20 protein-coding genes are annotated in these 21467 nt (G+C 39.1%); 4 read left to right on the top strand and 16 right to left on the bottom strand.

Going from position 1 to position 21467, the window contains the following annotated elements:
• Positions 1-64: 64 nt before the first annotated feature.
• The 6 genes from KFV02_RS05980 to KFV02_RS05955 all read right to left on the bottom strand — a co-directional run bounded on the left by KFV02_RS05980 (position 65) and on the right by KFV02_RS05955 (position 9480).
• A complete protein-coding gene (locus KFV02_RS05980; RefSeq protein ID WP_252380631.1) occupies positions 65-2404 on the bottom strand; it encodes a penicillin-binding protein 1A in 2340 nt (779 codons plus the stop codon).
• Between the two features lie 7 nt (positions 2405-2411).
• A complete protein-coding gene (locus KFV02_RS05975) occupies positions 2412-2927 on the bottom strand; it encodes a YkgJ family cysteine cluster protein (RefSeq protein ID WP_252380630.1) in 516 nt (171 codons plus the stop codon).
• Between the two features lie 95 nt (positions 2928-3022).
• Positions 3023-4015, bottom strand: a complete 993-nt coding sequence (locus KFV02_RS05970; RefSeq protein WP_252380629.1) for a KpsF/GutQ family sugar-phosphate isomerase — start codon at positions 4013-4015, stop codon at positions 3023-3025.
• Positions 4016-4196: 181 nt separating this feature from the next.
• Complete coding sequence (gene purF / locus KFV02_RS05965) at positions 4197-5594, bottom strand: amidophosphoribosyltransferase (protein ID WP_252380628.1); 1398 nt, start codon at positions 5592-5594, stop codon at positions 4197-4199.
• Between the two features lie 348 nt (positions 5595-5942).
• Complete coding sequence (carB, locus tag KFV02_RS05960) at positions 5943-9173, bottom strand: carbamoyl-phosphate synthase large subunit (RefSeq protein ID WP_252380627.1); 3231 nt, start codon at positions 9171-9173, stop codon at positions 5943-5945.
• 4 nt (positions 9174-9177) lie between these two features.
• Entirely contained in the window at positions 9178-9480 is a 303-nt protein-coding gene (locus KFV02_RS05955) for a hypothetical protein (RefSeq protein ID WP_252380626.1), read from the bottom strand.
• Between the two features lie 82 nt (positions 9481-9562).
• Here KFV02_RS05955 and KFV02_RS05950 point away from each other — a divergent pair, with 82 nt between their 5' ends.
• Together KFV02_RS05950 and KFV02_RS05945 are read left to right on the top strand one after the other, a co-directional pair.
• Positions 9563-9793: a FeoA family protein gene (locus KFV02_RS05950; RefSeq protein ID WP_252380625.1), complete on the top strand. Its 231-nt coding sequence runs from the start codon at positions 9563-9565 to the stop codon at positions 9791-9793.
• A 176-nt stretch (positions 9794-9969) separates the two neighbouring features.
• Positions 9970-10521, top strand: a complete 552-nt coding sequence (locus tag KFV02_RS05945) for a type I restriction enzyme HsdR N-terminal domain-containing protein (protein WP_252380624.1) — start codon at positions 9970-9972, stop codon at positions 10519-10521.
• Here the strand turns inward: KFV02_RS05945 and rfaE1 are convergent.
• Both rfaE1 and KFV02_RS05935 read right to left on the bottom strand, forming a co-directional pair.
• Positions 10505-11485: a D-glycero-beta-D-manno-heptose-7-phosphate kinase gene (gene rfaE1, locus KFV02_RS05940; RefSeq protein WP_252380672.1), complete on the bottom strand. Its 981-nt coding sequence runs from the start codon at positions 11483-11485 to the stop codon at positions 10505-10507. The genes KFV02_RS05945 and rfaE1 overlap by 17 nt on opposite strands.
• Complete coding sequence (locus tag KFV02_RS05935; protein WP_252380623.1) at positions 11475-12347, bottom strand: ParB/RepB/Spo0J family partition protein; 873 nt, start codon at positions 12345-12347, stop codon at positions 11475-11477. Before KFV02_RS05935 ends, rfaE1 begins: the two co-directional genes overlap by 11 nt.
• A gap of 73 nt (positions 12348-12420) precedes the next feature.
• Here KFV02_RS05935 and KFV02_RS05930 point away from each other — a divergent pair, with 73 nt between their 5' ends.
• Positions 12421-12840 (top strand): hypothetical protein, encoded by a 420-nt coding sequence (locus tag KFV02_RS05930; protein ID WP_252380622.1) that lies wholly within the window; start codon positions 12421-12423, stop codon positions 12838-12840.
• An 81-nt stretch (positions 12841-12921) separates the two neighbouring features.
• Here the strand turns inward: KFV02_RS05930 and KFV02_RS05925 are convergent, their stop codons facing one another.
• The 8 genes from KFV02_RS05925 to KFV02_RS05890 form a co-directional block, all read right to left on the bottom strand.
• Positions 12922-13692: a ParA family protein gene (locus tag KFV02_RS05925; protein ID WP_252380621.1), complete on the bottom strand. Its 771-nt coding sequence runs from the start codon at positions 13690-13692 to the stop codon at positions 12922-12924.
• Between the two features lie 76 nt (positions 13693-13768).
• Positions 13769-14056: a GAK system XXXCH domain-containing protein gene (locus KFV02_RS05920; RefSeq protein ID WP_252380620.1), complete on the bottom strand. Its 288-nt coding sequence runs from the start codon at positions 14054-14056 to the stop codon at positions 13769-13771.
• Between the two features lie 19 nt (positions 14057-14075).
• Positions 14076-15083, bottom strand: coding sequence for an NAD-dependent epimerase (locus tag KFV02_RS05915; RefSeq protein WP_252380619.1), 1008 nt, complete (start codon positions 15081-15083; stop codon positions 14076-14078).
• A gap of 645 nt (positions 15084-15728) precedes the next feature.
• Positions 15729-16328: a hypothetical protein gene (locus tag KFV02_RS05910; protein ID WP_252380618.1), complete on the bottom strand. Its 600-nt coding sequence runs from the start codon at positions 16326-16328 to the stop codon at positions 15729-15731.
• Positions 16310-17521, bottom strand: coding sequence for a bifunctional phosphopantothenoylcysteine decarboxylase/phosphopantothenate--cysteine ligase CoaBC (coaBC, locus tag KFV02_RS05905; RefSeq protein ID WP_252380617.1), 1212 nt, complete (start codon positions 17519-17521; stop codon positions 16310-16312). Before coaBC ends, KFV02_RS05910 begins: the two co-directional genes overlap by 19 nt.
• On the bottom strand, positions 17518-18015 hold the full coding sequence (locus tag KFV02_RS05900; RefSeq protein WP_252380616.1) for a hypothetical protein: 498 nt from the start codon (positions 18013-18015) through the stop codon (positions 17518-17520). Before KFV02_RS05900 ends, coaBC begins: the two co-directional genes overlap by 4 nt.
• 744 nt (positions 18016-18759) lie before the next feature.
• Positions 18760-19266, bottom strand: coding sequence for a LysM peptidoglycan-binding domain-containing protein (locus tag KFV02_RS05895; protein ID WP_252380615.1), 507 nt, complete (start codon positions 19264-19266; stop codon positions 18760-18762).
• Positions 19263-20075, bottom strand: coding sequence for a hypothetical protein (locus KFV02_RS05890; RefSeq protein ID WP_252380614.1), 813 nt, complete (start codon positions 20073-20075; stop codon positions 19263-19265). Before KFV02_RS05890 ends, KFV02_RS05895 begins: the two co-directional genes overlap by 4 nt.
• Positions 20076-20223: 148 nt before the next feature.
• On the opposite strand from KFV02_RS05890, the gene KFV02_RS05885 reads away from it, so the two are divergent.
• Positions 20224-21114: a cation diffusion facilitator family transporter gene (locus KFV02_RS05885; RefSeq protein ID WP_252380613.1), complete on the top strand. Its 891-nt coding sequence runs from the start codon at positions 20224-20226 to the stop codon at positions 21112-21114.
• Positions 21115-21467 lie beyond the last annotated feature (353 nt).

Raw genomic sequence — 21467 nt, 5'->3', positions numbered from 1 at the left:
TAGGCTTTACCCCGACAGGTGCACACACCGGATACGTCCAGTTCACTTGTAAGGTACGCCCCAATCAAAACAATTGTTTTAAAATATCTTCACTTGCTTTTTGACTTTCTTGTTTTGGTGATGACGAGTCACTTGTAGATGTAGGTTCGGTACCTTCTTTAAAAGGTAAAAGATAGACTTTATCACTATTTGGTCCGGCAAGGAGCCCGGTTTGAGCATCTATCTTGGCCATAACAATACCTGGAGGTCGTGGAAAGTCCTGAATCGGATAGTTAGGTTCAACAGCTAAGCGATAATTGACCCATATCGGACTAGCTGCCCTCGAGCCTGTTTCATATTTACCCATTGGGGTTAATTGATCAAAACCAACATATACCCCGGTAAGAAGATAAGGTGTGAAACCCATAAACCAGGCGTCCTGTTCGTTATTCGAAGTCCCTGTTTTTCCAGCCACTGGTCTTTTGAGTACTCTGGCCCTCCAACCTGTTCCATCTCTGACAACTTCCTGTAATAGGTAGGTAATGATGTAACTTGTTTCCGGACTTAGGGCTTTAACAGGTTCATATTTTGCTTGGTAAAGTTCCTCGCCCCATGAGGTTGTCACTTTGTTTATTAGATGAGGTTGAATATATGTGCCACCCCGAGCGAATGCTGTGTACGCCTGACATAGATTAATAAGTGTTACCGGTACAGAACCAAGGCTGACTGATAGGTCCCGGGGGAATTCACCTTTTAAACCTAAATCCTTGGCACGTTGGATAATCTTATCTATACCAATGCGTTGAGCAATGCGAATGGTGACAAGATTGCGAGATTTAACCAAAGCAGTTCTTAAAAGCGTAGGACCATAAAAGATACCTTCAAAATTTTCAGGTTTCCAGGTGGAATTAGTTTGAAGGTCTTCATATACAATGGGCGCATCCAAAACTATGGAAGCCGGAGTAAAACCGTTGTCCATTGCTGCAGAATAGACAATCGGTTTAAATGCCGATCCCGGTTGTCTTCTGGCCTGTGTAGCCCGGTTAAATTGACTTTTGAAAAAGTTGTATCCTCCAACCAGGGCCAGGACTTCTCCTGTCGCTGGTTCCAGAGAAACAAGGGCACCTTCAACTCTTGGTTCTTGTTCCAGGGATAAATTCCAAAGCGAGCTATTTTCTTTTTGATTTATAATCGAAGCCCAGACAACATCACCAGGAGTGAGCACTTGGCGTGCATCTTTGATTTTAGGAACTTCTTCCGGGGCCTTTTTGGGATCGGGAGTTCTTGCCCAGCCCATTGTCTTTACATCGATCCAACCTTGAAAGGGACCAAACTTTACTTCTGCTCCTTTTTTATCCACCCTGGTGACTAAAACTTTTATCCACTCCCCAGGAGCCAATATATCCGGATGTACTGATTCCTGACTTAAAAAATGATCAAATTGATTTGCCTCCAGGTGCTCAATGGGACCTTGCCACCCCCTGCGTTTTGTTGAGGCGATTAGCCCTTTTTTAAGTGCATTTTCAGCGGCCACCAAGTGTTCCAGGTCTCCTGCCGTGTAAACAACCAGACCACCGGTATAGACTTTGTTTTGTCCAAATTTTTCAATCAGCCACCGACGCACTTCTTCCAGGTAATAAGCACCTTGTTGCCAGGAAGGGTCAGGCATTTGCTTAAGAGTGATTTGTGTTTGCCTGGCTTGATTATATTCTTCATCATTTATCCAGTTAAGCTCTTTTAACCTGTTTAAGACATACTCTTGTCTTTTTTTTGCACTATTAAAATTTTTATAAGGGTTATATCTGGATGGTGCTTTTGGAAGCCCTGCCAAAAGGGCTGCTTCGGCTAAATTTAACTCGGAGGCATGTTTGCCAAAATACTCCCTGGCAGCTGCTTCGATACCGTAAGCCCCTGCACCCATATAAATTTGATTAAGATAAATAGTTAGAATTTCATCTTTGGTTAAATACTTTTCCAGACGATATGCCAGAATAGCCTCTTTTAATTTTCGAGTATAACTACGTTCCGGTGAAAGAAGCATTGATTTTATGACCTGCTGGGTGATGGTACTCCCGCCCTGGACAATTCCTCCGGCCATTAAATTTTTTATAGCTGCTCTAAAAATACCTAAAAAATCGATACCTTCATGTTGATAAAAATTAGCGTCTTCAGCAGCCAAAAAGGCTTTGGGTACCCACTCTGATATCTCGTTTAATGATACCAGGAATCTTTTTTCCTTATAAAAATAGCCCAGGATTCTACCGTTTCTGGTTAAAATTTTGGTTACCAAAGGTGGATTATAATCCGTTATTTTCTTAAAGCCGGGTAAATCCTTGGCAGCCCAGAAATACAGGCCAATTCCAGATCCAGTTATCAATATAAGCAATAATAGTAAAACTATTAGCAAATTTTTTAATACTTTCATCTTTATCTCACCTGGTTAATCTAAGACTTGCGATCATCAACTTAAAATTATTTTCAATGGTCTCTATGCTTACTGAAAATAGTCTTAAAAGCTGGCCAACTTTTTCTGTTTTTTTTTGTGCCAGACAATATTTGTCCTTAAAATAAGTAATTCTCTGATTATAGAACCAAAAGGGATAAATTTGACAATAAAAAGGTCTGTTGTGCCTTTGAAGCAAACATCCGTTGTCTGTTAAAAAGACACATTCTCCGTTATCTTTTATTTTTAGACGATAGTGAAAATTATTAGGCGGGAAAATTTGTTTAATTTTATGTCTGTATTCAGGTAAATGTGAAATAAATTTTTTAATAAAATTTATTGAATTTTTTTCCTGTACATAAAATTTATTGATTTGACTTTTTTTAGTTATATTTTCAATTTCATATTCTGATAAAGGGAAGCAATATTCTTCCAACTCTTTTTTTATTTTACAGCAAGTTGGAAATATTTGACTACACTGAGCACATATATATTCTTTTTTCATTTAATTTGTAATTTGAATACGGATTGTTTACGATTTTTTATAGCAAACAATAATTTCAGTACCACTTTTGGTGTAACTAAATTCAAGTGAACTAACTAAGAGAATTTAAATTTTCCTTTACCGAGCAAGTCGTGAAGATGAACAATTCCTAATATTCTTTTATGCGCATCAACAATTGGAATAACAGTAATTTGTTTTTCTTCCATAGTATCAAGTACCGATGCCGCTGATTGATTAGGGTCTGCTGTATATGGATTTTTTACCATGTAATTATTGATAGAATTGTTTAAATTCATATTTCCCTGGCATACAATGCGTCGCACATCTCCATCTGTGATTATTCCTTTGAGTTTGTTTTCTTTGTCCACAATTAATACTACACCTAGTCCTCCCTTGTTAAGAACGTGCAGCCCCTGTTTAAGCGAAGTGTCTGTTTGTGTCAGGGGAAGATTTTTTGAATGCATGATTTCTTGGACTTTTTTAGCAAGTCTCTGGCCTAAAAATCCGCCAGGATGGTATTTTTTAAAATCTTGTTTCCCAAATGATTTTAATTTGATCAGGCAGACAGCAATAGCATCACCAATGGCGAGAGTTGCTGTTGTGCTTGCTGTTGGTGCAAGGCCAAGAGGACATGCTTCTTTGGGTACCTGAACCTTGATGACTAAATCACAAAGCATAGCCATTGTTGATTTTAAATTGGAAGTCAAACCTATAATTTTTACACCTAAAGATTTTAAACTTGGCAGGATAGAGTTTAATTCATCTGTTTCACCACTGTTTGATATAGCCAAAACAACATCTTCAGGCCTGATCATGCCTATATCTCCGTGTGCCCCTTCCACAGGGTGAAGAAAGAAGGAAGGAGAGCCTGTGCTACTTAAAGTAGCGGCGATTTTTTTGCCAACCAATCCGGATTTGCCAATTCCGGTTACTACAATTCTTCCCTGGCACCTTCCTAAAAGTTCAATTGCCTGAGTAAAGGAATTGTTCAGATCATCTTTGACCTTTATTAGTCCTTGGATCTCAATATCCAGGACTTGTTTGGCAATTTTTATCCAATCTTTATCTGATGATTTCTGAATATACATAAGTAAGCTTATATTTAAAAAGGATAGTAGATATAATGGATATGTTATTACTGAATGTTTTTATTGTCACACAAAAACTTCATCTTCCTGGCCTAAGGTCTGTGATTTAATATCCAGCATAATTTATGGATATTAAATTATGCGTGAGTCTACGGCTAAAAAGACATTTTAATATTTTTTTTTATTCCAAACACATTTTTCCGTAATGTGCTCCCGGCAGAATAGGATAGTCACCATTAAAACAGGCCAGGCAATAATTTTGCGCATTCTTTACTGCAGACTTAAGACCTTCAATACTTAAATAGTGCAGTGAATCCAGGCCGATGAATCTGGCAATGTCATCAACACTATGATTACTTGCAATAAGCTCTCCTTTTGAAGAGAAATCAATGCCATAGTAGCAGGGGAATTTGATTGGGGGGCAACTGACGCGCATATGAATTTCTCTGGCACCTAGTTCTCGCAGTTTCTTAACCCTGGTCCGGATTGTTGTCCCTCGGACAATGGAGTCTTCAACGATAATAATCTTTTTATTTTTGATCATACTAGCGACGGGATTTAACTTAACGCGAACTCCAAAATCTCGCATATCCTGTGATGGCTGAATAAAAGTTCGGCCAATATAGTGATTTCTTATCATTGCAACTTCAAAAGGTAGCCCTGACTTTTGAGCATAACCCAAGGCTGCATAGACTCCGGAGTCAGGAAAAGGCATAACAAAGTCTGCATCTATAGGGGCTTCTTCAGCCAGGATACCGCCCATTCTTTTTCTTGCTGAATAAACCTCTTCATCAAAAACTATAGAATCAGGCCGAGCAAAATAGATAAGTTCAAAAATGCAGGACTGCTGCTTTTTGGGTTCGGCAAACTGGATACTTCTAAGTTTTCCATCTTCAATAATGACCATTTCTCCAGGTCTAATAGAGCGTAAAAACTCAGCTTCCAAAAGATCAAATGCACAAGTTTCAGAAGCAATGACATAAGCAGCACCAACTCTCCCAAGGGATAAAGGTCTGAATCCAAATGGATCGCGCATGGCAATCATTTTATTATTGATAAGCAGAATTAGACTGTAAGCCCCTTTTATTTTCGTCATTGTTTTGATTAAAGCCTCTTCAACACATGAGCTATTCAAGTTTTTTGCCAGCAGGTGCATAATGATTTCGCTATCCATTGTGGTTTGGAAAATGGAACCTTTTTCTTCCAGTTCCTGACGTAGCTCAAAAGTGTTGACTAGATTACCATTGTGTCCAATTGCCATGGCCATGTCTTTAAATTTGACCATAAATGGCTGTGCATTGCGGATGAGTGATGCTCCGGTTGTGGAATAGCGAATGTGTCCAATGGCTATATCACCTTTTAATTGATGACTAAGATGTCTTTCCGTAAAGACATCTGCCACCAGTCCCATTCCTCTTTGCTCTCTTAATTTTTTTCCATCCCAGGTAACTATGCCTGCACTTTCTTGACCCCTGTGTTGCAATGCATATAGGCCAAAATAGGCCATACGTGCTGCTTCAGGGTGCCCATAAATACCAAATAGTCCACAATATTCCTTTTTTGTGTTAGTAGGGTTCATTGTACTTTAGTTTTTTTGGTTAGTTTTTTCTATTTTTGGTTAATAATTATAAAACAAATACAATATTACAGACTTAAAAATGTTAGTTGGAAGTATCAATCTTAAAGAGTCTGTGGCCAAACCTTACTTAAGAGGACAATTTTTTATAATTTTTTCAATCCTGATTTATAATCTGGTTGTCAACATGGGGTTTTGGTCACAGACTCAAAAATAGAGTTAACATTTCCTGCTGAGCCTGGCACTAACTAGCACCGCATGTAAGACAACGTGCAAGTTTGCCAGGTGCGGGATGGCAGGAATTAATCTTTTGATAATTTAAATTCATTTTTACAGACTACCTTAATCTTTTTATGTATAATATTCTTGGATACTTTGTACTTCAAGGCCACAGGTAGACTTTTCTTTTATGGCCATTGCAATAGCCTTGGCTCCTGCAATGGTCGTTGTATAAGGTATTTGATATAGAAGTGTTGCTTGTCTTAATGATGACGAATCCTGCACAGTTTTTTTGCCAGATGATGTATTGATGACAAGATCAATTTCTCCATTTTTAATATGGTCAATGACGTTAGGTCGTCCTTCATATACCTTGTTCACAACCTGAACAGGAATATCATGTTCTTCAAGGAATTTGGCCGTCCCTCTGGTTGCCATAATTTTAAATCCTATTTCATTAAAAATTTTGGCCGCAAACACACTTTCATTTTTATCTCTGTCATTCACCGAGATAAAAACTGTTCCTTTGCTTGGAAGAAAATGGCCTGCCCCCAACTGGCTTTTCATGTAGGCCAGGCCAACATTTTCATCAATACCCATGACTTCGCCTGTTGAACGCATTTCCGGACCAAGTAAAACATCTACTCCTGGAAATCTGTTAAAGGGCATGACAGCTTCTTTTACCGAGTAATAACCTTCTTTGCGCATTGACCATGGGTCAAGTTCTTTTAGTTTCTTTCCCATCATAATTTTTGTGGCAAGTTTTGCCAGTGGAACGCCAGTGGCTTTGCTCACAAAAGGTACTGTCCTGGAGGCCCTTGGATTCACTTCCAAAATATAGATTTGATTATCTTTAATGGCGAATTGTATATTCATAAGCCCAACAACTTTCAGTTCTTTGGCCAGGGCCTTGGTTTGTCTTTCAATTTCTTTAATAAGCTCAGAACTTATTGAGTGGGCTGGAAGGACGCAAGCCGAGTCACCAGAATGTACGCCGGCCTCTTCTATATGTTCCATAATCCCCGCTACATAGGTTTCTGTACCGTCACTTAATGCATCTACATCTATTTCAATGGCGTTTTCCAGAAATTTATCAATCAAGATTGGGTGTTCAGGTGAAACATAAGCAGCTTCTTGAAAGTAACTTTTCAGATCACCATCATCGTAGACAATCTCCATGGCTCGTCCGCCAAGGACATAGGAAGGTCTAACAACTACCGGGTACCCAATTTTTTTGGCTATTTCCAATGCCTGATTTTGTGACATGGCCGTACCGTTAGGCGGCTGGAGCAAATTCAACTTTTGGATCAAGGCCTGAAACCTTTCTCGATCTTCAGCCCGGTCAATGCTGTCGGGCGAGGTACCTAAAATTTTTACCCCGGCCCGTAACAGGGGCACTGCCAGGTTAAGCGGTGTTTGTCCCCCAAACTGGACAATTACACCATCCGGCTTCTCAAAATCTATTATATTTAAAACATCTTCAAACGTCAGAGGTTCAAAATACAATCTGTCAGAAGTATCATAATCAGTGCTAACAGTCTCTGGGTTTGAATTGACCATTATTGATTTAATACCCATTTCTCTAAGTGCAAAAGAGGCGTGTACGCAGCAGTAGTCAAATTCTATTCCTTGTCCAATCCGATTCGGGCCGCCGCCTAGTATCATGACTTTCTTGTCTTTTCCAACTTCTACCTCTTTACCTTGCTCATAAGTAGAATAAAAATATGGAGTATAGGCTTCAAACTCTGCTGCACATGTGTCAACAAGATAATAAACAGGTTCAATTTTTAATTGTTTTCTTATTCTTCTGATATCATATTCACTTTTTTTCCACAGAATAGCCAGTTGTTTGTCAGAAAATCCCAGTTGTTTGGCCTCCGTAAGAATTTCTCTGAGTTTTTTGTTTTCCGGAGTTATACTTTCTTGCAAACTAAAATTTTTCAATTTTGTTTCAAACTTAACAATTTCCTCAATTTGGCGCAAAAACCACAAATCAATGTTGGTTAGTTCATTGATTTCAGAGCAGCTCATCCCTTGAAGAAGTGCATGTCTTACAGAAAAAATTCTTCTGGAATTAGGAGTTATCAGCTTTGCGCGGATTTCATCAAGGCTTGGCAGGTCAGCATTATAGCTTTTTCCCAGGCCAGGGTAGCCAATTTCTAATGACCTGAGCCCTTTCTGGAGCGCTTCTTTGAAGGTTCGCCCAATAGCCATGGTTTCACCAACGCTCTTCATGGCCGTCGTTAAATAGTCTTCGGCGCCTGGAAATTTTTCAAATGTAAAGCGTGGAATTTTAACGACACAATAGTCTATAGTTGGCTCAAAGGATGCCATTGTCTCCTTGGTAATGTCATTTGGAATCTCATCCAAAGTGTAGCCTACGGCCAATTTGGCAGCTATTTTGGCAATTGGGAATCCAGTGGCTTTAGATGCCAGGGCTGATGATCTTGAAACCCTGGGGTTCATCTCGATAACCAGCATTTCGCCATTTTCCGGGTTGATAGCAAATTGTACATTAGAACCGCCAGTCTCCACCCCGATTTCTCGCATAATAGCAATTGCCGCATCGCGCATGCGTTGGTATTCTACATCTGTCAATGTTTGCGCTGGTGCTACGGTTATGGAGTCTCCGGTATGTACCCCCATGGGATCGATATTTTCAATTGAACAAATAATTACGCAGTTGTCATTTTTGTCCCGCATTACTTCCAGTTCAAACTCTTTCCACCCCAAAACAGATTCTTCAAGCATGACTTCGTGTTTCAGGCTTGCTGCAAGACCATGAGATGCGATAGCCTCTAGTTCCTCTTGATTATAAGCGATACCACCTCCGGTGCCTCCCAGGGTAAAAGCGGGACGAACAATTATAGGAAATGGTATAATTTTACTCCATTTTTTTACCTCGTCCATGCTTCTGGCAATCCCGCTTTTGGGAACCTTTAAACCAATATTTTCCATTGCCGCCCGAAATTCTTCTCTGCTTTCAGCCTTTTTGATAACCGGTAAAGAGGCACCAATCAGCTCCACACCATATTTTTCGAGTATTCCATTTTCTGAGACAGCAACGGCTGTATTCAACCCGGTTTGTCCTCCAAGGGTTGGCAGGAGAGCATCTGGTCTTTCACGGGCAATAATTTTGGCAACGGTTTCAGGCTCAATTGGTTCAATGTATGTCTTGTCGCCTAGTTCCGGGTCAGTCATAATTGTGGCTGGATTTGAATTAACCAGAACCACCTCATATCCTTCTTCTTTAAGTGCTTTAACTGCCTGTGTTCCAGAATAATCAAATTCACAGGCCTGACCTATAACAATTGGACCCGAGCCAATGACCATAATTTTTTTAATATCTTTTCTTTTAGGCATAATTTTATTCGTAGGTTAAAGGTTTAATACGTAAACTAACCTGGTTTTTCCTCATATATATAAAGTTTTTTTTATTTAGCTCAGTCAAAATAAGTTCGCATTTTTGTTGAGAATATCCAGTCAATGGTGGTAACAGCGTTTTAAATTCGAGTAAGTTACCAACCGAATCCAGGTAATATAAATTGGCTAGAATAAACTTTTCATCAGTCGTCAATTTATTCGTCCCAAAAATTTTGGAGCGAAAACTTTCTGGTAGGTTGAGCAGCTTTTTTAATTTTGTATGAGCAAAAAACTCATCTATGCTCATGTTCTGTCCTTCCATTAGATGTATTGCTTGACATGGTCAATGAGTGTATTTACACAATTTTAAAGTTAGGAGGAATAAACTTATGAGTCCCAAACCCATTGACCAATTTCCACCAGGAACTCGTGTAAAAATAGTTACCTTAAATGCTGGCTGTGCGGCCAGATCAAAATTATGCGCGCTTGGTTTAATCCCTGGCACGGAAGTGGTGATAGATAATTGTGGCTGTGGACCATTTAAAGTAAAAGTTCGTGAAACCGATTTAGTTTTGGGTCATGGACTGGCACAAAAAATTCTTTGCTGTCCTATAAGTTAGATGGATACACAATTTTTAATACTTTTGGTAATTTTGTTTTTTTCTCTGGTTTATTTAGCTTTAAGTTTTTGTAAACTACTACGTTATTCCACCAAGGCAGTGAATCTCTGCTCTGGTTGCAACAGATGTAAATTTTTAGCGAAAAATCGTAACCTCAACCTTAAAAAAGATAATCTATGCACGAAGTAAGTTTAGAACAGACTATTTACGATTATATTACAGGAAAAAAAATTGAGCTCACAACGTACGAGGACGTTCGTCAAGCCCTGGCTAAAATTTTGGTCGAAGAAAAGGGCTATCCCAAGGAAAATATTTTTCCGAAAATTGAGCTTAATTTAGATATTGGTCAAAAGCCATACACGATAACTCTTGATTTTATTATCAAAGATCAAGGAAAACCTGTTTTGCTCTTGGCTTTTTGCCCCGGTGAAGTTTCTTCTTATGTCCGACAATATGTTTCTGCAGCCCGTTTATTTGACCCCCCTATTCCTTTAATAATTGTAACAGATTCTAAAGATGCTCGACTTGTACGCTCATATGATAAAAAAATAATTGAACAAGGCTTTAATTCCATACCAAGTTGGAATGAACTAAGGGCGCTCTGTTCAAATGTACCGGAGCCAAAATTAACCCCGGAAAAAAAACAAAAAGAAGCAAGACTTGCTTATGCTTATTTTTCTTTAACTGATGGATGTTGTTCATCAAGGTGCCCTATGTCCACTGAGTAATTTTAGGTACATCTAACTTTTTGATTGTCTCGATTATTTCTTTTTTCGTTGTTGTTGCTGTTCCAACTTCCCCCACAACTATCCCTGCGGCATAGTTGGCAAGGCAGCAAGCATTGAGTAAGTTAATTCCACAGCAAAGGCATAACGCAAGTACAGCAATAACCGTGTCCCCTGCTCCTGTAACATCGTACACATTTTGCGCACATGTCGGAATATGGTAAATCGAACCGTTAGTCTTAAATAATGCCATACCATCAGGTCCCAAAGTCACCAGCAAGTTCTTGAGCTTTTTATCCGCAAGTAATCTTTGTCCTGCCTCAATAATATCTTCAGTGCCCTTGATTCTTAGATTTGCTCCCTCCTCTGTCTCCTTTTTATTGGGTGTCATTATAAAGATATCATTATATATATCAAAATTTTGGGTTTTAGGATCAAGGAGAACTTTATAATTTTTAAGTCTTTCAAATATCTCGTTACCAATCAGCCCTTTTCCATAGTCCGAAACAAGCACATACTCATTTGGGGTTATTTTTTTTAATATATGATCCAATCTTTCTACTTCGTCATCTGACATTTTAAAACATTGTTCCTGGTCAATCCGCACAATCTGTTGGTTGTGCGCCATGACCCTGGTTTTTACAGTCGTAGGTCTAATGTCCGATTCAATTAAATTGTAATTTATATTTTCTTTTTCGAGTAACTCCTTAATTTTTTTTCCGTATTGATCTTTGCCTACAAGAGCAATGAGAACAGGCTCTCCTCCCAAGGATTTTATATTTCGAGCTACATTTCCTGCTCCACCCAGATGAAATGTTTCCTTATATACACTTACAACAGGAACCGGTGCCTCTGGTGAAATTCGTTCAACATGCCCCCACTGATAGTGGTCTAGCATGATATCGCCAATAACTATAATATTTTGGCCATTAATTTTGTTAAGGTCCGATATCAGTTTATCTTTCATCACTTGAGATCCCTAGCTTATTTAACAATAATTCCAGATCATTCTGAGAATTATATTTAAGAGAGATCGTGCCTTTTTCCCTGTTTCCTTTCAGATTAACCTTAATTTTTGGGCTGATTTTATTTTGAAATTGTTGAGCCAGAAAATTAGCAAGTTCCTTATCAAATGTTACTTTTCTTTTTGTTTTTCTGGTTATTTTTTTGTTCTGCACAATTTTTTCTGTTTCGCGTACGCTCATTCCTTTTGATATAATTTCATTCGCCAACGCGATCATCTCTTCTTTAGATTCCAGTGCGAGCAGAGCCCTTGCATGGCCTGCACTTAATTTATTCTCTTTTAGCAGATGTTGTACATCTTCAGGTAATTGAAGCAGTCGCAAAAGATTTGCGATTTGAGCCCTACTTTTTCCTACCTTCTTTGCAATTTCTTCCTGACTTATATTTAGATCATCTTTTAATTTTTTCAGGGCCAAAGCTTGATCTATAGGATTTAAATCTTCGCGTTGAATATTTTCGATTAAGGCAATAACCAAAACTTCTTCATTGCTAAGATTTTTTATAATAACCGGCACCCTTTCTAGCTTGGCCAGTTGACATGCCCGCCACCTTCTTTCACCAGCAACTATTTCATAATTTTCACCATCTAGTTTCCGAACAAGAATTGGCTGCAGCAACCCCTGTTCATTTATAGACTGAGCCAGTTCATTGAGTGACTTTTCAGAAAATGTAGTACGTGGTTGGTTTTTATTGGGCTTTATTTGGTCAATTTTCAAGTGTGTAATTCCCGCGCTATCTTTACTCAAATCCATTGGATTTAAGAGTGCATCCAATCCCTTTCCTAAACCTCGTTGTTTCATTTTCATTATTAATCCTTGATTTTTTTGTTATTCTAATTAAATCTTTGCGTGTAAAATTTTACATCATGAGGAGGTAAATATGTTTTCAGATAAAGATATTCAAGGTTTGTATGACCATAAAGGTATTTTGATTGGCGTTTTCATATCTTCAAAACTATGGCATGCCATTGAGGATGAAGTTAATCCTATTATAGACAAACATTTGGGTACTTCTGAAGAAAATGAGACTGTCCAGGTCATGGAGGAGCCAATAGAAGATTGGGAGAACTTTTTAAAATTTTGGGATTTTAGATACCCGGTTGAAAAGAATGTTGTCTGTGACAATTGTGGTGCTGAAACTTCTGACTGGACAGCCGATACACCCAAAAAATTTCTCCTAAAAGCTGCCAATATTGCCGGCTTAGTTTCTTTTCAGTGTTTACAATGTAAATCTCGTATTATTAAGAGACATTTTAAGGATCACATAAAATACGAGATTATTCCTTTTAAAGAAGATTAATGGGTTAATGGGTGGATGTTTTAATATTGTTCATCCACTCATCCCCTATCGCTTATTACTAACTTACCAGATCGCTTATTACTAACTTACCAGTTTTTTAACCAATTCCCTGGCTAGTTCCAAATAAGCAATGGTCCCTGTCGACCTGATATCATAACTAATTGCAGGTTTGCCGTAACTAGGCGCCTCGGACAACCGCACATTTCTAGGAATTATAGTCTGAAAGACTTTGTCTCGAAAATATCCACGTACTTCAGTTGCAACCTGGTGGCAGAGATTATTTCGCTTGTCAAACATGGTCAGCAACACCCCAAGAATATTTAATTCACTATTAAGTCTTGCCCTGACGAGCTCATATGTATGTAAAAGTTGAGCAATGCCTTCCAAAGCATAGTACTCACATTGTAGAGGAATGAGTAAATTTTGAGCCGCGCATAAGGCATTTACCGTCACTATACCCAATGAAGGTGGGCAGTCAAAAATTAGGTACTCAAAATCTTTCTCTATTTCTCGAATTAATTTGTACAGGTAAAATTCTCGCTCTCTCCTGTCCAAAAGTTCCAACTCGGCACCCACCAGGTCATGTGATGAGGGGATAATTTTTAAAAATTTTAAGCTCGTGTCATGTATTATCTCTTGTGGCTTACTCTCGCCAATCAAGCCGGTATATAGATTTTGCTCAATTTTTTTTACATCTAAACCCAACCCACTGCTAGCATTGGCCTGAGGATCACAATCAACCAAGAGAACCTTTTTTTCCATTACAGCCAACGAGGCGGCCAAGTTTACAGCCGTCGTTGTCTTGCCAACACCCCCTTTTTGATTTGCTACCACTATCCTTTTTGCGTTCACTTAGCCCCCTCTCTTACTTAAATTAGGTGAATTTAGATCTGTTTAAATAAATTGTTTCACGTGAAACAATTTAAAATTATCTGTAAAATTTGTGGCAGAAAGACTGGGCGTCGTTGATAGATTCTACTAGCATTACGGCAGTTTGTAGGTCGCCCTGGTTTACAGCCTGTAAGAGTTGTTTGGCTAAATGGGCGAAGTCTTCACATTCTTCTGCCCATTCGTCGTCTGCCAGGGTGTGCATCCTAGTTGCTAAACGATTGAATTTTTGTACATGGTCTAGGTTCGGCAGTATTCCCTCTTGGGATGGCTTTTTGATAAGTTCGAAAACTTGTGTCAATTCCTTTTTTAAAGTTTTGAGAGCCATTTCTCATCCTTCTTGGTGTTTATATCTGATAATATTTTTTATACCAAATTATAAACTGCTCTATGCCATAATCTATCGGGGTATCTGGTTTGAAGCCAACATCACGCTGGAGGTCGTCAACGTCGGCGTAAGTTTTTGGCACGTCACCAGGCTGGAGTGGTAAAAGCTCTTTAACTGCTTTTTTGTTTAAATGTTTTTCAATGGTTTCAATGAAATGGTTTAAAGAAACGCTGTTGTTGTTTCCGATATTGTAAATCTTGTACGGTGCTGGGCTTGAGCTCGGGTCTGGTTGTGAGCCCGACCAGTCTGGGTTGGGTTTAGGTATGTGTAGGGTTACTCGGTACACACCCTCGATAATGTCATCTATATATGTGAAGTCTCTTTGCATGTTGCCGTAGTTGAAGACTTTGATTGGTTTTCCTTCTAAAATCGCCTTGGTAAACAAGAATAAGGCCATGTCTGGTCTGCCCCATGGTCCGTAGACAGTAAAAAAACGCAGGCCTGTGCAAGGAAGTTTATATAAATATGCATAAGAATGAGCCATTAATTCGTTGGCCTTTTTGCTTGCCGCGTAAAGACTGATTGGGTGGTCGACGTTGTCATGAACACTGAAGGGCATTTTGGTGTTTAATCCGTAAACAGAACTTGATGAAGCAAAAACAAGGTGCTTTATAGAGTTATGCCGGCAGCATTCAAGGATATTGGCAAAACCTACGATATTTGACTCAACATAAGCCATTGGATTTTCGATACTGTATCTTACTCCTGCCTGCGCGGCAAGATTAACAACATGTGTTATACTTTCCTTTCTAAATAGTTCCATCAGTCCGGTTTTATCGGCAATGTCCAGTTGATGAAAACTAAAGTCGGGATTGTCAACGAGTTGAGCCAGACGATCCTTTTTAAGCTGGACAGAGTAATAATCATTAAGGTTGTCTACTCCTATTACTTTAATCCCTTCATTTAAGAATTTTTTAGACAAGTGAAAACCTATAAATCCTGCAGCCCCAGTGACTAAAACCTTCATTAACTACTCCTAATCTTATAATTTTTTATTGGATGAAAGTACGAATGTTAACTTTATGTTTTGAGTTTGACCAATACATAACGCAAAAAACGAATGCGTGCGTTTATCAATTAAAAAAAAATAATTCAATCATAATTAGACTGAAGATAAGGGGTGAATTAAGTGGTAAGGGTCAGGGGAAACATCCATGCACCACTCTGCTCCTTCTGCATTGGCCAAGCTTCTAAAATCTCAAAACTTAACTTTCTGAGTTAATTTGCGAGCTCATTTTCTTCAATCCTAACAAAGACTTGGACACATCTAAGGCTTGCTTGCGGGCTGTGCATAATGGGGTTAGTCAATAGAATATTATTTAATGCCTTTTTTGTTGTTATGATGGGTTTCGAAAGTTCGATGGAATAACCTCCCTATGCACAGCACTTCCGCAATCTTCGCCAAGATGTGTTACCCAACCCGTTTGTAATGCATTTCAGAAAATGCACTCTTCAATTGTGAAGTAATTTTAGGATGTTAATCATGTCAGAAAGTTGAGTTTCAAAAGTCATTTTCATATCATCCATCTCCTCCCTACTCTTCCCCCTATCTACCCATTTACTCATTGACCCATTTACCCATCTTCCCATCCCCTCATTCACCGACTAATTTTTATTGGGGAGTGTATTTTTTTAATGTTTGCCAAACCAAATTTTTTAACTCACGATTATCTGGAAGCAGTTGATCAAAATCTGGCAAAGCCTGGACTAGATAAGAACCATAATAAAATTTCTTAATCTCAAAGTCTTGGTCAGGGAACAAGGTTTTGAAGGCATCTTTTCCGAAACAAAAAATATAAATTGGCTTGATTTGCTCCAGACCATACTGAAATAATTGGATATCTGGAGCAAGATTGTCATTTTTAAAGTTAAATACTGGCCAAAAGGTTATCGAACCCTGAGGCCAATTGAGCTTGTCGTGCACTTGATGAACAATGCTTCTTATAAGTCGCTTCCTGTCTGTTACCTCTTCTATGGAGAGGTCATAGGTAAAACCAGCATATATCCATAGAGTGTAGGCTGGTCTCAAAAGTTTACTTAGTTTTAATTTTATATTTTTAGGTAAGATAAAAGAAGCGTTCTGGTCGTTGGGTGTTGAGGGAGAAGATGTTTTTTTTGGCTTTGGTGGTTCAGGATCGGCAAGGAAGTATTTGAGCCCAAGTTGAGTTAAAACTCGGCTATTTTCTGAAATGTCTAAAGAGTTAAAATCCAATCCCAAATCCTCCAGGCTACCTCTGTTTTGGGAAGTAAAGGCCAACTTTCCTGTCTGTTAGTACGGTCTAAAACATATACCCTGTTTTGATCGCTGGCAAAAGCTGAATCCTCATCCGTTATCAGGTTGCCAATAATGAGATCCAGGTTTTTTTTCTTAAGTTTTTGCAGGCAGTTGTGATGAAGACTTTCAGCCTCTGCTGCAAAGCCAATTAATTTTTGTGCTTTGGTTTTTAAATTTCCAATGGTAGCCAGGATATCCTTGTTTTTGGTAAATGTTATTTTTAGCTGCCGGGTATCTGACTTCTTAAATTTCGGAACCGGACAGGACTCAGGGGAAAAGTCAGCTACTGCCGCTGTAAAACAACCCATATCCATGTTTGGCCATAAATCCATACACACGGCATACATTTCTTTGGCCGAGTGGGCTGGATATAAATTTAGTCCGGGTAGTGGCAAAACATTTATAGGTCCATGAACCAGGTGGACTTCGGCGCCACGAAGCCAGGCAGCTAAACTCAAGGCCAGACCCATTTTGCCTGTGGATGGATTTGACCAAAACCGAACCTGATCGAAATATTCTCGAGTTGGACCACAGGTAATAAGTATTTTTTTATTTATGAGATCTTGAGGGGTTATGGCTTTTAATGCGGGAAAGTAAATATTTTCAATTGATGGTAGACGTCCTTGACCGGTATCACCACAAGCAACATGACCTTCACCCGGTTCAATGCAGATATAGCCGCGCGATTTTAGTTTTTGCCAATTTTCTTTTGTCGCAGGACTATGCCACATCTTTGGATTCATGGCCGGAGCAAAAATTATTGGACCGGGAAAAGATACTATTTGCGTGCTCAAAAGATCGTCTGCAATGCCATGTGCTGCTTTGGCCAAAATATTTGCTGTTGCCGGAGCAATGAGTAAAGTATGTGCAGTTTGTCCGGGGGCCAAATGGGCAAAAGTTGACTGAAGGAGATCGTCCTGCGTAAAGACAGGATCCGCACCCAGGGCCTGAAAGTTCAGCGCAGGGATAAACTCGCTCCCAGATTTTGTTAAGGTTACGCCAACATCTAAATTGGACTTTAGAAGTAAACGAAGCAGGTCAAGTATTTTATACGCGGCAATACTTCCGCATATTCCCAAATGTGCCCTTTTACCGTAATAATGGGTGAAAAGCGGAAACGAGTTCTTCATTGGGAAAGATTCTTTTCTAGATTTTCCGGTGAATCACTAAAATGACCCAACTTTTGCCGGAATCTTGGAGCGACCCATATCTGCAATTCAGTTGTAATCGGATGGTCGATGATTCTTATGATGCAATCTTTGTTTGGTTTTTCAAAAACCATAATATAACGACCATATTTAAAATAACTGCGCATGTTCCAGTTTTCTTTGGGCATATTGGCTAAAAAGAAGTTGAACAACGATACAGCATCTACTCTTCCTTTAAATACGACTGCTCCAGCCTTCATATCCGGGGTTTCAAATAGGATCGATTTTTTGGGATCCAATTTCATTTCATTTGGTATTGGAATATCATCAAAATCATAGTAACTGTTGGTATTTTCCGGAGCTGGTGGAGGAGTCGTTTCAGGTTCGGGAGATGAAGGTTCAGGCCCCTTTGTTAGAGTTGCACAACCAAAGAGTAATAGGGTTGCGGCAATCAGAATCAATGATTTTAGTTTCATAACTTTCCTCCGTTTGCATGAAATTTACCTAAAACTAAAGCAAAGGATGTTGTTAGTTTGTTTATTATGGCCTGACATAGTAATAAATACAGTCTTTTGGTCCAGAATGTGAGAATTTTAAAGAGTAACTTCTGGAACAGTTGATACTAGTCTGAATAAAAACGCTACGTGTATTTTGAGGGTTTAACAACTCCTTTCATTTAATTAGTGAGTCAGAACGGTCATCTTTGTCAAGCAGGTCAATTTGACTAAAAACATATTTTTTTCTCCATATCTCTAACACCAAATATTTTTGAGCCTGTGACCAAACCTTAACCAGAGGACAAATTTTCATAATTTTTTTCAATCCTGATATCTTTCAAGCTGGTGCAAATGCCTGGACCCATCTACCCCAGTTGAATACTGGCAAAAGCCAGCCACGCTTCGCTGGATTCAACGGGGCAAAAAGCTTGCTTGGGGGCAGAACATAATAGGGCATTTGGGATGATAGTTATGGCAAATAGTCCCGGATATTTAGCTTTATCACCCCGATGCTCTGCTTATTCGCTAGCTTCGCCAAGATGGCTTAGCCAGCCATTTGCAATGCTTTCAAGAAACCAGGATTTCTATCAACGGTTAAAATGGAGTTTTACCACAGGCTCTAGGGCGTGAAGGTATGGTTTGAGCAGATTTTTAAAAACAAAGCCCCATCCCTACCCAGGATGGGGCTTTGTTTTTGATATTAATTATAAAATATTTTCTCTATTAGAAGCTCCATCCTAGATCCGCTCGTAATTTTGCAGGCAAATTGGCATTTTCAGGTGGTAAATAAGGTTTTGGAGCACCAGCCTGGCGTCGACTTTCCTTGAGTTCGTCAAGAGTGAAATCTCTAGGAATGACAAAAACTTGATTGGGGTAGATAAGATCAGGATTTTTTATTTGGTCCCTGTTAGCCTTGTAAATCAATGGCCACATAAATGGATCGTTGTAAATTTGCTTGTATTCGGCAATCCACCATAAACACTCTCCTTTGACTACCTTGTGCTCGGTAGGGAGAGAAGCATAAGTGCTTTCATAAATTTCCATGGGGGTTGGCTGAACAACTTGTTTTTGCTCAGGTTCAGGCTGAACAGCAGGTTGAGGCGCAGGTTGAGTTATTTGTTCTTGTACCTGAGCTGGTGGCTCCGCGGGCGTGGCTTTTACCTGCTTTTTGGCGCAACCAAAGGCCAGCAGGCTCGTTGCAAATAAAGCAATAAAAAATAATTTTCTCATGATAGCCTCCTATAATTTTGAAATTTGGCATTTAATGGTCCTTTGTTTTCTAAGTTGTTATCAATTAATTTCATCTCTTGCAAGACAAGTTTGTTGTTCGGAGCCATTTGATGGGCCTGCTTTATTGCTTGTCTTGCTTCGTCAATCCATCCTCCCAAACGCAGGCTCTGTGCAGCCAGTATATACATATGTTCAGGAGCATCGCCATAAATGGCCTGGATGAGTTCGTTATAACCTCCGGTTTTAAAGACATTTTTGACCAATTCATGTCTGGCAAATAAAAAGCGGGCCAACAATGGGTTGTCCTTATGGTATGGTAAATAAAGTATAAACAGGCGTCTACAATGAAATTGGATAAAGCGTACTCTCTTTACTTCGCGATCAATACTTTCTTTGGTTTGTTCAATGACTTGGAGAAGTTCTTGGGTAATTAACCTTTCTTCAGGGCTGAGTGATTGTTGCGACTGGATCTCTTCAAACCAGGGTCGATAATTTTCCTGTTGATAGGCATCTTCTCTTAGCTTCATACATTCATGAAAAATATATCCCAGAGACCAATCGAGATATTGGCCTATCAGTTTAGCCTTGGGGTCATGTTTAAATAAAATATGAGCAGTATCCTTTAAGTGCCATAATTGGCCCTTATTCATCTTTTCCCCTAAAATATCCTTAAAAAATTGGAAACGAATTTGCCCGGTTTGATCGAGGTACTGAAATTCTTGCTCAAGCTGCTGGCTGACTAAGCAAAAATCACGCAACACATCACGAACAAATTCTGGGAGTTTTGAGCATATCCAGGTTTTTGACATAAGCAATAATTACGTTTATTTTTTTGAAAAGATTTTCAGATCAATTTGGTGTTGTCAAATAAAAAATGTCTTCTGATGAGCTTTATTTATTAAAAAAATTGGTTCTTTATACGGACATTAAATCTCTAGTTTTTTTGAAATCTAAAACATGGTTAAGCAATTACCTCCACGCAACATAGCATTATTATCTGTATTAGCGTCTATATTGACTCTGGCTCTAAAATTTGGGGCCTATCTATTAACCTCATCAATTGGTTTCTATTCAGATGCAGCTGAATCTTTGATCAACCTTGTTGCCAGTCTTGCTACGGTGTGGGCTATAAGCATTGCATCACGGCCAGCCGATGACAAACACAGTTACGGATATGACAAAGCGGAATATTTTGCTAGTGGATTCGAGGGAAGTTTAATTATAGTGGCTGCTATAAGCATTATAGTTTCAGCGATAAACAGGTTTCAGAGTCCACAAAAATTGGATTATTTACCGGTGGGTATGCTTGTCGTAACGGTTGCATCATTGATTAACTTTGTTGTGGCAAAGATAATGTTGAAAGGGGCCAAACTTTTTGATTCCATAGCGCTGGAGGCCGATGCCAAACATCTTATGACCGATATCTGGACGTCTCTTGGTGTCACTATTGGCGTGGGCATAATTTATTTCATACCGGAATGGGTTATTTTAGATCCGATCATTGCGATTTTAGTGGCCTTAAATATTATGTGTTCCGGGTATTCGTTGATAAAGCGCTCCGTGTTGGGCTTAATGGACAGGTCCCTGCCCGAAGATGAGTTGCAAACCATTGACCAGACAATAAGAGAATCCGCTGGTGATGGGGTTCATTATCACGGTTTAAGGACAAGAAAGTCCGGTGTTAGACGATTTATTGATTTTCATATGCTTGTTTCAGGTCAAAAAAGTGTCAAAGAGGCCCATGATTTGTGCTGTAAGATTGAAGAGAATATACAAAAGAGACTGCCCAATGCTCACGTAAACATACATGTGGAACCCAAGGAAGACAAATCGGCCTGGGAGGATTAAACTTTTCTGTGCCCAAACCTTAATCAGAGAACAAATTTTCATAATTTTTTCAATCCTGATTTCTTTCAAGCTGGTGCAAATGCCCGGACCCATCTACCCCAGTTGAATACTGGCAAAAGCCAGCCACGGTTTGCTGGATTCAACGGGGCAAAAAACTTGCTTGCGGGCAGAGCATAATGGTACATTTAGCATAAATGAATATTCTTTTTATTGTTGATAGTTATGGTAACTCAACTTTCTCGTATGTTTACATCACCTGTTTTCAAATTTAAGAGATAAAGAAATAAGAATTTAGGCGTGACAGACCGTTCAACTTTCTGGTGCATCAAGACACCGTAACTCAGCTTTTGGTC

This window comes from Desulfovulcanus ferrireducens (genome assembly GCF_018704065.1).
GTDB lineage: Bacteria > Desulfobacterota > Desulfovibrionia > Desulfovibrionales > Desulfonatronovibrionaceae > Desulfovulcanus > Desulfovulcanus ferrireducens.
This window is presented reverse-complemented; position numbering and strand designations above follow the sequence as displayed.

Coding starts and splice junctions, on each gene's coding strand:
- KFV02_RS05980 (WP_252380631.1), bottom strand. CDS start 2,404: ATGAAAGTATTAAAAAATTTGCTAATAGTTTTACTATTATTGCTTATA.
- KFV02_RS05975 (WP_252380630.1), bottom strand. CDS start 2,927: ATGAAAAAAGAATATATATGTGCTCAGTGTAGTCAAATATTTCCAACT.
- KFV02_RS05970 (WP_252380629.1), bottom strand. CDS start 4,015: ATGTATATTCAGAAATCATCAGATAAAGATTGGATAAAAATTGCCAAA.
- purF (WP_252380628.1), bottom strand. CDS start 5,594: ATGAACCCTACTAACACAAAAAAGGAATATTGTGGACTATTTGGTATT.
- carB (WP_252380627.1), bottom strand. CDS start 9,173: ATGCCTAAAAGAAAAGATATTAAAAAAATTATGGTCATTGGCTCGGGT.
- KFV02_RS05955 (WP_252380626.1), bottom strand. CDS start 9,480: ATGAGCATAGATGAGTTTTTTGCTCATACAAAATTAAAAAAGCTGCTC.
- KFV02_RS05950 (WP_252380625.1), top strand. CDS start 9,563: ATGAGTCCCAAACCCATTGACCAATTTCCACCAGGAACTCGTGTAAAA.
- KFV02_RS05945 (WP_252380624.1), top strand. CDS start 9,970: ATGCACGAAGTAAGTTTAGAACAGACTATTTACGATTATATTACAGGA.
- rfaE1 (WP_252380672.1), bottom strand. CDS start 11,485: ATGAAAGATAAACTGATATCGGACCTTAACAAAATTAATGGCCAAAAT.
- KFV02_RS05935 (WP_252380623.1), bottom strand. CDS start 12,347: ATGAAAATGAAACAACGAGGTTTAGGAAAGGGATTGGATGCACTCTTA.
- KFV02_RS05930 (WP_252380622.1), top strand. CDS start 12,421: ATGTTTTCAGATAAAGATATTCAAGGTTTGTATGACCATAAAGGTATT.
- KFV02_RS05920 (WP_252380620.1), bottom strand. CDS start 14,056: ATGGCTCTCAAAACTTTAAAAAAGGAATTGACACAAGTTTTCGAACTT.
- KFV02_RS05915 (WP_252380619.1), bottom strand. CDS start 15,083: ATGAAGGTTTTAGTCACTGGGGCTGCAGGATTTATAGGTTTTCACTTG.
- coaBC (WP_252380617.1), bottom strand. CDS start 17,521: ATGAAGAACTCGTTTCCGCTTTTCACCCATTATTACGGTAAAAGGGCA.
- KFV02_RS05900 (WP_252380616.1), bottom strand. CDS start 18,015: ATGAAACTAAAATCATTGATTCTGATTGCCGCAACCCTATTACTCTTT.
- KFV02_RS05895 (WP_252380615.1), bottom strand. CDS start 19,266: ATGAGAAAATTATTTTTTATTGCTTTATTTGCAACGAGCCTGCTGGCC.
- KFV02_RS05890 (WP_252380614.1), bottom strand. CDS start 20,075: ATGTCAAAAACCTGGATATGCTCAAAACTCCCAGAATTTGTTCGTGAT.
- KFV02_RS05885 (WP_252380613.1), top strand. CDS start 20,224: ATGGTTAAGCAATTACCTCCACGCAACATAGCATTATTATCTGTATTA.